9 protein-coding genes are annotated in these 12,889 nt (G+C 63.6%); 1 reads left to right on the top strand and 8 read right to left on the bottom strand.

The annotated features are described in order from the left end of the window. Window positions 1–12 precede the first annotated feature (12 nt). The 8 genes from VARPA_RS05460 to VARPA_RS05425 all read right to left on the bottom strand — a co-directional run bounded on the left by VARPA_RS05460 (window position 13) and on the right by VARPA_RS05425 (window position 12,180). Window positions 13–1,176 (bottom strand): polysaccharide pyruvyl transferase family protein, encoded by a 1,164-nt coding sequence (locus tag VARPA_RS05460; protein WP_013539558.1) that lies wholly within the window; start codon window positions 1,174–1,176, stop codon window positions 13–15. After that, on the bottom strand, window positions 1,173–2,282 hold the full coding sequence (locus VARPA_RS05455) for a hypothetical protein (protein ID WP_234974952.1): 1,110 nt from the start codon (window positions 2,280–2,282) through the stop codon (window positions 1,173–1,175). The genes VARPA_RS05460 and VARPA_RS05455 overlap by 4 nt, the downstream gene beginning before the upstream one ends. Next, entirely contained in the window at window positions 2,249–2,974 is a 726-nt protein-coding gene (locus VARPA_RS05450; protein ID WP_013539556.1) for a sugar transferase, read from the bottom strand. Before VARPA_RS05450 ends, VARPA_RS05455 begins: the two co-directional genes overlap by 34 nt. A gap of 330 nt (window positions 2,975–3,304) precedes the next feature. After that, the gene (locus tag VARPA_RS05445; RefSeq protein ID WP_013539555.1) at window positions 3,305–5,566 is read right to left on the bottom strand and encodes a polysaccharide biosynthesis tyrosine autokinase; all 2,262 of its coding nucleotides are present in this window, start codon (window positions 5,564–5,566) and stop codon (window positions 3,305–3,307) included. After that, window positions 5,563–6,018, bottom strand: coding sequence for a low molecular weight protein-tyrosine-phosphatase (locus VARPA_RS05440; RefSeq protein ID WP_013539554.1), 456 nt, complete (start codon window positions 6,016–6,018; stop codon window positions 5,563–5,565). The genes VARPA_RS05445 and VARPA_RS05440 overlap by 4 nt, the downstream gene beginning before the upstream one ends. Continuing rightward, window positions 6,015–7,169, bottom strand: coding sequence for a polysaccharide biosynthesis/export family protein (locus tag VARPA_RS05435; protein WP_013539553.1), 1,155 nt, complete (start codon window positions 7,167–7,169; stop codon window positions 6,015–6,017). Before VARPA_RS05435 ends, VARPA_RS05440 begins: the two co-directional genes overlap by 4 nt. A 913-nt stretch (window positions 7,170–8,082) precedes the next feature. Next, window positions 8,083–8,286 (bottom strand): hypothetical protein, encoded by a 204-nt coding sequence (locus tag VARPA_RS05430; RefSeq protein WP_013539552.1) that lies wholly within the window; start codon window positions 8,284–8,286, stop codon window positions 8,083–8,085. A gap of 285 nt (window positions 8,287–8,571) precedes the next feature. Continuing rightward, on the bottom strand, window positions 8,572–12,180 hold the full coding sequence (locus VARPA_RS05425; protein ID WP_013539551.1) for an indolepyruvate ferredoxin oxidoreductase family protein: 3,609 nt from the start codon (window positions 12,178–12,180) through the stop codon (window positions 8,572–8,574). A gap of 92 nt (window positions 12,181–12,272) precedes the next feature. On the opposite strand from VARPA_RS05425, the gene VARPA_RS05420 reads away from it, so the two are divergent. Continuing rightward, complete coding sequence (locus VARPA_RS05420) at window positions 12,273–12,833, top strand: Lrp/AsnC family transcriptional regulator (RefSeq protein ID WP_013539550.1); 561 nt, start codon at window positions 12,273–12,275, stop codon at window positions 12,831–12,833. Window positions 12,834–12,889: the final 56 nt, after the last annotated feature.

The raw sequence follows: 12,889 nt of genomic DNA, 5'->3' as shown, positions 1-12,889 counted from the left end.
CTCCGCGGTCGGTCAGATCAGCGCGTGCGTGCCGGCGATGACTTCGCCCTGCAGCACGTCGAGCCGTTCGCGGTCGGCGTTCTTCTCGCGCAGCAGCTGCAGCACCGAGGCCTTGAGCTGGTCCGGGCGCGGCGACAGGTCGAACAGGTACTGCGTGCGGCCGGTGAGGCGGAAGAACGATTCGACCTTCTTGTCCCAGTTCATCCCCACCGAGGGAATGTTCAGGCTGTAGGCCACGATATTTGCGTGCAACCGGTGCGCCGCGATGCACGAGCACGCGCTGATGAGCGCGACCAGATCGTCCGGGCGCTTGGGCACGAGAAAAGTGGTGTCCGCGGCGTTCGCGCTCGCACTGGCCGGGCGCGACGAGATCTCGGCCATCACGCGGTTGTCTTCGGCCGCGCCGTTCGTGAAGTAGAGAACGCGCGCGCCCTCCTGCTGCAGCGCCTCGGCGAGGTTCGCGAAGAAATCCGCCGAGCCGATGGCGTTCGATTCGCCGTACTCCGAATTCATGACCAGCGCATCGAGGCTGCTCACGCAGATGCCCACGTCCCATTTCTTGTCGGGCGAAAGCTCGCTGGAGAACGCGCTCTCGCAGACCAGCGCCGGGTCGGGCACCACGCGGATGTCGGGCCGGGGAATGCGAAAGATGTCGTGCAGGTTCTTCGCCGACTCCGCATCGCGGGTCGCGAAGAACACGGGCGCGGCGTTCTTGAAGAACTTGCCCACGAGCACCTTGCCCCAGTACGACCACTTGGCCGTGACGCCGACAGACACCACCGCCACCCGCTTGCCGCGGAGGAGCCGGCTCAAGAGGAAGAGCTTGGCCGGGAAGTTGAGCGCCACGTCGCAGAAGAGCTGGCCGCCGCCGACGATGACAAGGTCGGCATCGCTCACGGCCGCCTTCCAGTGCGGGCGCCAGCGCTGGAAGTAGTTCTTGAGGCAATACGCAAACACGATGGCCGAGCGCAGCAGCGCCGGCAGCTTCTGGAAAACGCCGAATGCGCCGCCGCCGCGCAGGTTTTGCTCGTCGAATCCGTGGCGCCCGGCAATGTCGAGGAATTCGACTGTGGCGTCCGGGTATTTGAGGCCGGCAATGTGCGCCAGCGACGCGGCAATGACCCCATCGCCGAGGTTGTCGCTGAATGGCACGGCGCAAATCAGGATTTTTTTCATCTGAGGAATTGTTTTCTCTCGGCAACCTTGATGGCAATGAGATAGAGCAGCACCGAGGTCAAATGGCGGGTAAAGCTTCCGAGATCGGGTTCGAATATCAATTGCACCAGGATGTGGGCAATGAAAAGGCTGGCGAAGAATCTGGTTTCGTAGCGGTCATGCCCGCGCCGGGCTTTCTTTCGGGCCCGGTAAAGAATGACCAGCATCGCGCCGATCATCAATTGCATGAAGAAATCACTGGCCGTCTGGAAATACAGTACCGGCGTAATCAATACCGTGCCGGCATAGGCGTAATTGACCAAAAACCCCGGGCCGGTGGCCGGCGACGCGATATTGGTAAAGGCCGTCCGGTTGTCGCTGCCGATTTGCTCCGCATAGGCGTTGGATGTATCTCTTGGCGATTGCAACGTCTGCAATACACTGGATGGCGCTGCCATGATTGCACCGGCCGCCACAATGGCCGCCAGCACGTGGTATTTAAGCGGCCGCCGCCAGAGCCAGTAGACCAAAAAGAACACACCGACGATCAGCAAATAATATTGACGAACGAATACGCCATAGACCGCATACAGGAACAGAAAAGAAATGAAGGTGTATCTCTTCGAAGTGCGGAAATAGATCGCCGACACGGTGATGAACATCGTCATGATGAGCACCACCGTTTCTTTCGACGGCGCAAACATGTTGAGCATGATGCACGGCGCAATCAGGAGCAATCGCGTAAAAAAATCGCCGGCCCGGCGAATATCGTGGGTCGCAAACAGCAGGAACAGCGCGCTCACGCTGCAGGTAAAGACATCCAGGTTGTCCACGCCGATGAGGCCGAACAATGCCGCGGTGACGGCGAACGAATTGTCCAGATCACCGCCCGCGCCGCCGTAATTCAGGATCTCGATGATCTTTGCCGAATCGACGCTCCATTTATCGGGAAGCAAATCCCGAAAATAGAAGTAGATGACCGTGTAGATGAACACGATCGAAATCCCGGCAATCGAATACGGGTTGACGCGCCCCGAATTCTTTTTTGTTCTTTTTGTCGTCGTGGCTGGATATCCCTGCTGAATGGCGTGGCTCACCGCGACCCGTGCCCGACTGCGACCACCCATATCGTCCGGAGGAAGATATCGACGTCTTTCGTGACGGAAAGCGTCTCGACATACCTCACGTCCAATGCGACGCGTGCGTTGTAGGTGAGCTGATTGCGGCCACTCACTTGCCAAAGGCCCGTGATGCCCGGGCGCACGGCGCAGTAGTGGACCCAGTCGTGGCCGTACAGCGCCTTCTGCTCGAGCATGCAGGGGCGCGGGCCGATGAGGCTCATCTCCCCGATGAGCACGTTCCAGAATTGCGGCAATTCATCGAGGCTGGTCTTGCGGATGAATTTGCCGAAAGGCGTGATCCGCGGATCGTTTTCCAGCTTCTGGTATTCGTCCCATTGCCGGCGCGCTTCCGGATTGTTTTTCAGATGCTCTTCGAGCACCTGCGCCGAATTGGCGGTCATCGAGCGGAATTTCCAGAAGCGGAACACCCGCCCGTCTTTTCCATAGCGCGGCTGCGAATAGAAGACGGGCGCGCCGGAGCTGATCATGACGCAAAGGCCGATCAATACGAACACCCAGCCGAATGCGAGGAAAAAGAAAAGCGCGGCGGTAATGTCCACCGATCTTTTTCCAATTCGAAGCAGGGCCGGATGATTCACCCGGTTTTGCCCGATGTCATAGGGCGATTGGCTGTGCGAATGTTCCGAATTGTCCCAACCTTGCGGGACCATCGATTCTTCGGGTCGGAGGTTTCTCATGGTTTTCTCCATCCAGAGGTGAAACGCGAAAGAATTTCTTTAGCAAGGTATTTCATTGGCGACGCACCTTTCCACATGCGGGCAAAACGCCCGCATCTCTTCGGTTATGGCCCTTGATTTTTTTGGCCGACAGAACCCGCGCAAATGCCCCGTAGCTTCTGCAGTGCAAAAACTATTGCGCGGTCAACGGACTCGATAGAAGTAGTAAAAATGAACTGCTGCTCATTGGTACTACATAAGTTTTGACTGAATACAAATTGAGTATGAACTCAATGCGACTGCCTGAATGTCAAGCGCATCAAGATGAATTTAACTCCAATTTTTCACGGTCTAGGTGGAATCCCTGTTGGCTTTGTATGTGTATTGTAAATGCTTGTAAGCGCCATACTTATAGCCCCCACTGCCCGCATGGCGGCGCGATAGGTCAATAGCATTCAGAATTACGCCATTTACCGATCGACCGGCATGCGCGAGGCGCCGGACGCTTTCATTCAATTCGCCGAGCTGGGTTTTTTCGGCCCGCGCGACCAGAAGGAAGGTGCTTGCCAGCGGCGCCACCGAGGCGGTATCGGCGGCCACGAGCACGGGTGCCGTGTCGATGATCACCAGGTCATAAGCGGGCGAGAGCCTGTCCAGCACCTGCACGAAGGATTCGCTCATCAGCAATTCGGCCGGATTGGGCGGCAGCACGCCGGTGGTGATGATGTCCAGGTTCGGCAGCACCGACGGGCGCACCGCCTTTTCAAAACTGAGGGTCCCTGCGATCAATTCCGACAATCCCGAAGAACGGGGAATCGACAGGAATTGATTGACCCGGCCTTTTCGCAAATCCGCGTCAATCAAAAGAACTCTTTTTCCGGCGGCGGCGGAAATGGCCGCGAAATTGACCGAAATAAACGTTTTGCCTACACCGGGCGTTGCACCGGAAATGAGCAGGCGGTTGTTGGTCGCTTCCAGCATCGCGAACTGCAGCGCGGTGCGCAGGCTCCGGAGGCTCTCGACCGCCGGGTCTTCGGGCTGCTGGTGCGCGAGCACGTGCAGGCCGGCCGCCTTGTTCTCGATGCTCCGGTCGATCGCGCGCTGTGCCGCGCTCAGCGGAATGCTGCTGTAGACGTTGAGCCCGGTGTGGGTCTCGATCTCGCCCGGGTTGCGGATGCCGCCGAAGAACGAACTGCGCGCCACCGCGGCCGCCACGCCCGCGGCGAGCCCGAGGATGAGCGCGAGCGCAATGACCAGCGGGCGCTTGGGCCACACCGCCTCTTCGGGAACGATGGCCTCGTCGAGCAGGCGCACGTTGCCGACCTTGCCTTCCTTGGCCAGCCGCATCTGCAGCGAGCTGTTGAGCAGCGACACGTACAGGTCGGTGTTGACCTTGATGTCGCGCTGCATGCGCACGGTGTTCTGCTGCAACTCGGGCATCTTGCGGATGCGCGCATCGATGCTGGCCAGCGCCGCCTTCCATGCGACGACCTGGGTGTCGAGCGTCTGCACCGCGGGGTGCTCGTCGGTGAAACGCGCGGCGAGCTCGCGCCGCTTCTGCTCGGCTTCGAGCAGCTTGGATTGCAGGTCGACGGTTTGCGTGAGCGCGTTCTTGGCTTCGTCGTCCAGGCTCACCGTGCCGTTCTGGTTGCGGTAGCGGTTGTAGGTGTCTTCGGACTGCTCGAGCTGCTTCTTGAACTGCGGCAGCGCGGTGTCGAGGAAGCCCAGCGTCTTCTCGGCCTCGGCGGCCTTGCGCTCCATGTTCTGGCGCACGTAGAGCGTGCCGATCTCGTTGAGCAGCTGCGTGAGCTTCTCGGGATCGGCGCTCTTCCAGCTCACGTCGAGCACGCCCGACTGCTTGCCCTTTTCGACGACCTTCAGCGCATCCTGCAGCGCGAGCAGCGTCTTCTGCGTGGACGAGCGCACGAGCTGGAACTGCGCGCCCGGCTTGCCTTCGATGCTGGTGACCATCAGGCTCACGCTGCCGTTCACGACATTCGGCACGTTCGCCGAGAGCAGCGTGCCGACGGTGCCTTTCATCGGCGTGTCGATGTCGGGGCTGCTCAGCTCGTACTGGCCGTTGGTGCCGACGGTCAGCGTGAAGGGCTTGTCTTCGAAATCGGGCGGCACGTCGAAGCGCGGCACGAGGATCTTCTCGGTGCCGGTGACGTAGCCCGCGAGCCCCATGAAGCCCGGCTCCGAAAGATCGGTGGCGCGGCGCGCGAGGTAGCTGCCCACGAAGGGCGCGTAGCGCGGGCGCGCGCTGATGTAGAGCTTGGTGTTCTCCACCGCCTTGCCCAGGATGGCGCGCGAACGCAGGATTTCGATCTCGCCCGCGGCCGGCGTCTTCACGCTCAGGAGCGACGAGGCCGCATCGCCGAGAAAGCTGCCGGCGGAGTTGCCCGAGTCTTCCACCTGCACCGCGAGGTTGGCTTCGTAGACCGGCTTGCCCAGCAGCGCGTAGGCCGTGCCGAGGAACAGGAAAACGGCCACCACGGCTGCGACGAGCCAGCGGTTGTCGACCAGGATGTCCCAGTACTCCGCGGGATTGATGCCTTCGCTTTCGTCGTCGGGCGCTTGCATCGGCGGGGCGGCTTGCGTGGATGCATTCATGTGAGTTGATGCTCGGGTTTTGTGATCTTCAGGACGCGCTCGATCCACGAGCGGGCGCCGGCCTCGATGAGCGCCAGCGCATCGGTGAATGCGGCTTCGCCTTGGCGATAGGGATCGGGCACGTCTTGCGCCAGCGTGTCGGCAATGCGGAACACCTTGCCGCGCACGAAGGGGTAGGTCGACTCGAGGTGGCGGCGCTGCGCGAGGTCCATCACCAGAATCAGGTCGGCCTGGCGGCACAGGAGTTGGCTCACCTGCTGCGCGACGTGGCCCGAGATGTCGATGCCGCGCGCCCGCATGAGCTTCTGCGCGGTCGCGTCGGCCGGCTGGCCGATGAGCGCGCCGGTGCCCGCGGACACCACGCGCAGGTGCGGCAGGCCCGCCGCGAGCAGGCCTTCCGCCATCGGGCTTCGGCAGATGTTGCCGATGCAGACAGTGAGCACGGATTTCATCGGTGGTTCATGTAGACGCGGTCGCCGATGTCCAGCACCTGGGCGGCCGGCAGGATCAGGCTGGCCACGCGGTTCCAGCTCACGAGCGGCACCGAGTCGATGTAGACGACGTCGCGCGGCTGCAGCGGAAAGCGATCGGCCAGCGCGAGCGCGGCGGGGTTCTTCGCATTCAGGTGGAACACGGCCGGCGTGCCCTTGGCGGTGTTGCGCACGACGTAGATCTGCCCCGTGTTCGCGGTGCCCAGGCTCGCGCTGCCGGCTTCGCCGAGCGCTTCGTTCAGGCTCAGGCGCCCGTTGTGCATGAGCAGCGCCGAAGGCCGCAGCACCTCGCCCATCACCACCACCTTGTTCTCGTCGCGGTTGCGCACCAGCACCACGTCGCCGTTCTGCAGCGGAATGCTGCCGGCGCCGCTGCCCAGGTCCTGCAGGCGCGTGAGGTCGATGAGCGTGGTGCGGTCGCCGCGCGTGAGCGTGACGAACGAGCGGTCGCCGTTGGGCGTGATGCCGCCGGCGCGGTTGAGCGCTTCGGCCAGCGTCATCGGCACGTCGGTGAAGATCTGCAGCCCCGGCGAGCGCACCTCGCCTTCGACGAACGCGCGGCGGCTGCGGAACGACTGGATGCGCACCGTGACCTGCGGCTCCTTGATGTAGCGCGCGATGCGCTTGGTGATGAGGTCGGAGGCCTCGATTTCGGTGAGCCCCTGCATCTTCACGCGGCCGATGTAGGGAAAGCTGATCTCCCCGTTGGCGCCGACGATGAAGCCCGGCGCCACGCTGATGCCGGTCGGATCGACCTGCTGGGAAATGACGGCGCCGGCGTTCGGGAGCAGCTCGGGGTGGTCGTAGACGATGACGCCCACGACATCGCCCGGCCCGATGGTGTACGGGGCGGCCTCGCCGAACAGCGCCTTCACGTCGGCCGGCACCGCGGTCGGTTGCGCATCGGCCATCGCGCGGATGAGCGACGGCGAAATCGGCGTGAGCGCGCCTTCGGGCGAGCCGTCCGCGGACAGGGCGGGCGCCGGGCCGAGGTCGGGCTCGGAAGCGGCCATCCTGCCGAAGCCCGGCGCACAGCCCTGGAGCAACATCGCGCCGGCCAGGGCAGCGCTCCACCCCATCAGGTACACGTAGCGTGTCAAATTGATCTCCATTGCAAATCTGATTTCTTCTTCAACTGCGGCCTATGCAAAGGTCGAGCCCGGTTGAAACGGGTCGGCCCTTTGATCGCGGCGCACCACAAAGCGCAGCCCGGGATTTACCGGTGCGCAGGTCGAAAACTGAATTGTCGCTGCGCCCGAAGACGCATTTTTTCGTCGCACAGGCGAAAAAATCGTGTCTATTCGTGGTGCAACCCTGTGCCATGCAGGGTCATCTGTCATCGCACTCTCTGGAACGATGTTTTCATTGGGAAAACCGCCTTTGGAACAGCATTCCGGAATGCCATTTCTGGCATTGAAATGGCGACTTATTAATTACCCCGCTGCACAGGGAGATCGTGGCGCCTGTGCCACGAAATGGATTTTTTGAGGGTTTTTGATATTGCGCGCCTATTTGTAAGATTTTGTGTTCGAGTGCAGTGTACGAGAACTTCCCGAATGGAGAACCCTTACCACATCCTTCAAACGGGCATGCGGCAGCACCTGAAAGGGGCACTGCGCCAAGGATCCATGCCCCGATTTGAATGGTTGTAGGTTTTTCGATTTACCTGAAATTCTTCTCGCTGCACACGAAGATGGCACCAAGACCGTGCAACCATTACTCACAAAGCTAAATGAATAATTTCACATTCATTTCGAGCTAAAACTTTTGCATTGTTTTTCAATTTCGGTCATCCATATGCCATGGATTCTTCGCTTTTCGGTCATGCGAATCCGCTTTAATCATTCAACGGCAGAGCGAATGAGAAAAAAGAATTCAGGACGAATATGGGCATACGAATTCCGCGATAAGGGGTATCGGGAATTGGGATATATCGCGCCGCGTGGGAAATTAAATGAAAAAGGCCTCCAAAAGGAGGCCTGTCAGTGATCGATGCAGGGCCCGCAGGGCCTGCCGGCGCGGAGCCTACTGCTCCTGGTCGTCGCCGGGCTGGCCCAGCTTGTCCTTGGTGGCGCGAACGCCGCGCAGCACGAGGAACAAGGCGATGCCGACGAGAACGAGAAAACCGGCGAGCGCCCAACCGCCCATGCCGAAGGCCCACCACCAGAAAAGGCCGCTCAACGGCAGCAGCACCAAGGCCAACAGCAGTTCGATGACGATCAAGCGCATTTGTCTCTCTCCCTTCGCTCGGGCACGCGTCAGCCCCATGGATGTGTAAAAAATCGCTACGCGCGTCGGGCGAGAGGATAGCCCAAGAAAAGCCGAGGATATGCAGGTCCCCGGGCGCTGCATAGAGAGTATTTGTGCTGAACCTGTGCAGGGGCTGACCGTGTTTTTTCCTCCGCTTGCGGTCGTTGTTCGCCGGCTGTGCCGAGGCGGGACGCGCGAAGGGAAAGGCGGTCTTTCGCGGCCCGCAGCCGAAAGCAGGCGCGCGGTCGCCGCGCGGATGACCGCTCAGTGCGACGACACGACCGCAATCCCGCGGAACTGCCCCGCCTTCGCGTTCTTCTCGGGTCTCGGATAGCGCTGCGGCGAGAAGCGGTGCAGCAGTTCCGCCTCGCGCCCGGTGGCGAGCGCGAGGTTGGCCAGCTTCACATGCCCGAAGCCGCGGATCGAGAGCGGCAGTGCCGCGATCTGCGCAGCAAGCTGCTGGTTGGCCGCTGAAAGATCTGCCGCCAGTTCGCCCAGCCGCTTGTCGAACTGCGCGATCAGTGCGCGCTCCGTCCGGCGCTCCTGCGTGTAGCCGAACAGGTCCAAGCCCGTGCCGCGCAGCCGCTTGCCGTGGGCCAGCCATTTCATTGCCGGCAGCATCCACGCGCCAAGGCGAATCTTGGCGGGCGCCTGGCCGTTCGCGGGGCGCGCGAGCAGCGGCGGGGCCATGTGAAATTCGAGCTTCAGGTCGCCCTCGAACTGGTCCTTCAGCTTCTGCAGGAACGCGCCGTCTGTGTAGAGGCGCGCGACCTCGTACTCGTCCTTGTAGCTCATGAGCTTCAACAGGCTGCGCGCCGCGTTGCGCGTGAAGGGCAGGCGCGCATCGCCGCCCGGCAGCGCGGATTCGGCCGCCTGCAGCGCGCGGATGCGCTGGTCGAAGCGATCGGCCCACGCCGCGTTCTGGTAGCCGGTGAGATGGCGGCGCGCATCGGCGAGCAGCGCGTCCAGCGGGCGCTCGTCGGCTTGCTGCTGCGCCTGCGCTTGCAGGGGCGCCGCACGCAATTGGTCGAGCGCGGCCGCATCGCCCGCCGCGAGCCGCCCCAGCGAAAACGCCGACTGGTTCGCCGCCACGGCCACGCCGTTGAGTTCGATCGCGTGCATCAGCGCCTCCAGGCTCAACGGCACCAGCCCGCGCTGCCACGCGTAGCCGGTCGCGACGATGTTCGCGGCCAGCGTGTCGCCGAGGAACTCCTCGGCCAGGCTCTGCGCATCGAAGGTCTCGACCTGCTCCTCGCCCGCGACGAAGCGCATCTTCTCCAGCAGCAGATCGACGTGCAGATCGGCATCGGGGTTGCGCAGCGATTCGGCCACTGGAATCTCGTGGATGTTCGCGAGCACGCGCGTGCGCCCGTGCCGCACGGTCTGCAGCGCGTCGGGCGAGGCGCCCACCACCACGTCGCACGCGAGGATGGCGTCGGCCTGCTGCGTGTCGATGCGCACCTGGTTCAGCCGCTCGGGCGTGTCGGCAAGGCGCACGAAGCTCAGCACCGAGCCGCCCTTCTGCGCGAAGCCCATGAAGTCGAGCACGCTGGCCGATTTGCCTTCGAGGTGCGCGGCCATCGCGATGACCGCGCCCACCGTCACCACGCCGGTGCCGCCCACGCCGGTCACCAGCAGGTCGTAGGGGCCGGTCCACGCATGCGGCGCGGGATGCGCGAGCGCGGCCACGCGGTGCAGGAAGGCATGGCGCCCGGCGGCGAGCGCGCCGCTCTTTCGGCGCAGCTTGCCGCCGGTGACGCCCACGAAGCTCGGGCAGAAGCCCTTGGCACAGGAATAGTCCTTGTTGCAGCTGGTCTGGTCGATCTTGCGTTTGCGGCCCATCGGCGTTTCCTGCGGGAGCACGGCCACGCAGTTGCTCTGCACGGTGCAGTCGCCGCAGCCTTCGCACACGGCCTCGTTGATGTAGAGGCGCTTGGGCGGATCGGCGAGCTCGCCCTTCTTGCGGCGGCGGCGTTTTTCGGCGGCGCAGGTCTGTTCGTAGATGAGCACGGTCACGCCGGGCATTTCGCGCAGGCGGCGCTGCACCTCGTCGAGCGCGGCGCGGTCGTGGAACTCGGTGCCCTGGGGAAAGCGGTTCTTGATGGCGTCGTACTTGTCGATGGCATCGCTCACGACCACCACCTTGGTGACGCCTTCCGATTCGACCTGCCGCGCGATCGCGTCCACGCTGATGACGCCGTCCACCGGCTGTCCGCCGGTCATCGCGACCGCGTCGTTGAAGAGGATCTTGTAGGTGAGCGTGGCCTTGGCCGCGACGGCCTGGCGGATCGCGAGGTAGCCCGAGTGGTAGTAGGTGCCGTCGCCCAGGTTCTGGAACACATGCGGCGTCTTCGTGAACATCGCGTGCGAGATCCAGTCGACGCCCTCGCCGCCCATCTGGATCAGGCCCGCGGTGCTGCGGTCCATCCAGTTGGCCATGAAGTGGCAGCCGATGCCGGCGCGCGCGGTCGAGCCTTCGGGCACCTTGGTGCTGGTGTTGTGCGGGCAGCCGGCGCAGAAGTACGGCAGGCGCTTGACGGCATCGCTCGCATTGCCGAGCAGGTCGGGCGGCGTGAAGTCGCGCACATGCTGCAGGTGATCGCCAAGGTCGTGGTTGTCGGGGAAGTGCACGGCCAGCCAGTGCGCGACCAGCTCGATGAGGCGCGAGGGCCGCAGCTCGCCGAGCGCCGACACCAGCGGCTGGCCGTCGCGGTCGTGCTTGCCCACGAGCACGGGGCGCGCATCGGGCGGTGCGTTGTAGAAGATGTCGCGCAGCTGCGTCTCGACGACCGCGCCCTTCTCTTCCACCACGAGGATCTCGTCGAGCCCGCGCGCGAATTCCTTCAGGCGCGTCTGCTCGACCGGAAAACTCAGCCCCACCTTGTAGAGGCGCACGCCGACGCGCGCGAGTTGCTCGGGCGAGAGTTCAAGGCGCCGCAGCACCTCCATCAAATCGTGGTGCGCCTTGCCGCAGGTGACGATGCCGACCTTCGCATGCGGGCTCACGATGACGTGGCGGTCGATGCTGTTGCGTTTCGTGAATGCGGCCACGGCCGCCAGCTTGTCTTCCAGCCGCGACTCGATGCGCAGCGAGGGCAGGTCGGGCCAGCGGTAGTGCAGCCCGTCGGGCGGTGCGGCGTGGCCGGTGGCGGCGCGCACGGCATCGGCGTCTTCCCAGGCGGCCACGCGCGCGTTCACCGCGTCGAGGTCCACGGTGCCCGCGCTCTCGACGATTTCCGACAGCGCCGCCATGCCGACCCACGCGCCCGAATAGCGCGAGAGCTCGTAGCCGTACAGGCCGAACTCCAGGTACTCGGCCACGCTCGCGGGCTGCATCACCGGCATGCGCCAGGCCATGAAGGCGTGATCGCTCTGGTGCGGCATCGACGACGACACGCAGCCGTGGTCGTCGCCCGCCACCACCAGCACGCCGCCGTGCGGCGACGAGCCATACGCATTGCCGTGCTTGAGCGCATCGCCCGCGCGGTCCACGCCCGGGCCCTTGCCGTACCACATGGCAAACACGCCATCGACGGTGCGCTCGGGGTCGGACTCCACACGCTGCGTGCCAAGCACCTGCGTGGCCGCGAGCTCTTCGTTCACCGCGGGCACGAAACGGATGCCGGTCTGCTTGAAGCGATCACCCGCCTTCCAGATGGCCTGATCGACCATGCCCAGCGGCGAGCCGCGGTAGCCGCTCACGAAGCCCTGCGTGTTGAGGCCGCGCGCCGCGTCGCGCTGTTTCTGCATCGCCAGGATGCGAATCAGCGCCTGCGTGCCGGTGATGAAGACCGAGCCGGCATCGGCCCAGAGGTTGTCGGAGAGCTGGTAGTCGGGCCGTCGAAGCGCGGCCGTCTTGTGTGGGGCGTTCATGCCCGGAATTGTTCTGCCGCACCCCGAGTAAGTGTTTCTTCAATACACTGGCGCAGACCCTTGTTTGAAGAAGAATCCTCTCGGAAACCGTCATGAACGTCGATTCTGTTTCTCTTGATGAGCATTGCCTCAAGATCCTTTCCGCGCTGCAGCACGACGGCCGGCAGACGGTGCAGCAGATTTCAGAGGCCGTCGGGCTCTCGCCCACACCCTGCTGGAAGCGCATCAAGGACATGGAGGCGGCTGGCGTGATCCGCGGCTACACGGCCATGATCGATCCCGAACTCGTGGGCCTGCACGTCTCGGCCGTGGCCGAGGTGAACCTGGATCGCCACAGCGAGGCGATGGTGCAGCGCTTCGAGGAGGTGGTGGCCGCGAGCCCGCAGATCATCCGCTGCGTGTCGGCCACCGGGCCGGCGGACTACATCCTCCACGTGACGGTGCCCGACATGAAGCATTACGAGCGCTTTCTGCACGAGGTGCTTTTCAGCCTGCCGGGCGTGACGCACGTGCGGTCGAGCATCGTGCTGCGCGAGATCAAGTCGGAGGTGGCGCTGCCGCTCGGGCACCTGACGGGGGCCAAGGCGAAGGCGGGTGCCGCGTCGTCGCGGCTGGTCTCGGCAGACAAAGGCAAGGCCGGAAACCGCATCTGAGCCTTTGCATCCATGCGGCCCGGCGGAGCGCCGGAAAGAGCGCGCATGGCGGACGA

The sequence above is a fragment of the Variovorax paradoxus EPS genome (assembly GCF_000184745.1).
Taxonomy (GTDB): domain Bacteria; phylum Pseudomonadota; class Gammaproteobacteria; order Burkholderiales; family Burkholderiaceae_C; genus Variovorax; species Variovorax paradoxus_C.
Note: the sequence above shows the minus strand (reverse complement) of the source record. Positions and strands in the feature narration are given on the sequence as shown.

Coding starts and splice junctions, on each gene's coding strand:
- VARPA_RS05460 (WP_013539558.1), bottom strand. CDS start 1,176: ATGAAAAAAATCCTGATTTGCGCCGTGCCATTCAGCGACAACCTCGGC.
- VARPA_RS05420 (WP_013539550.1), top strand. CDS start 12,273: ATGAACGTCGATTCTGTTTCTCTTGATGAGCATTGCCTCAAGATCCTT.
- VARPA_RS05455 (WP_234974952.1), bottom strand. CDS start 2,282: ATGGGTGGTCGCAGTCGGGCACGGGTCGCGGTGAGCCACGCCATTCAG.
- VARPA_RS05450 (WP_013539556.1), bottom strand. CDS start 2,974: ATGAGAAACCTCCGACCCGAAGAATCGATGGTCCCGCAAGGTTGGGAC.
- VARPA_RS05430 (WP_013539552.1), bottom strand. CDS start 8,286: ATGCGCTTGATCGTCATCGAACTGCTGTTGGCCTTGGTGCTGCTGCCG.
- VARPA_RS05435 (WP_013539553.1), bottom strand. CDS start 7,169: ATGGAGATCAATTTGACACGCTACGTGTACCTGATGGGGTGGAGCGCT.
- VARPA_RS05440 (WP_013539554.1), bottom strand. CDS start 6,018: ATGAAATCCGTGCTCACTGTCTGCATCGGCAACATCTGCCGAAGCCCG.
- VARPA_RS05425 (WP_013539551.1), bottom strand. CDS start 12,180: ATGAACGCCCCACACAAGACGGCCGCGCTTCGACGGCCCGACTACCAG.
- VARPA_RS05445 (WP_013539555.1), bottom strand. CDS start 5,566: ATGAATGCATCCACGCAAGCCGCCCCGCCGATGCAAGCGCCCGACGAC.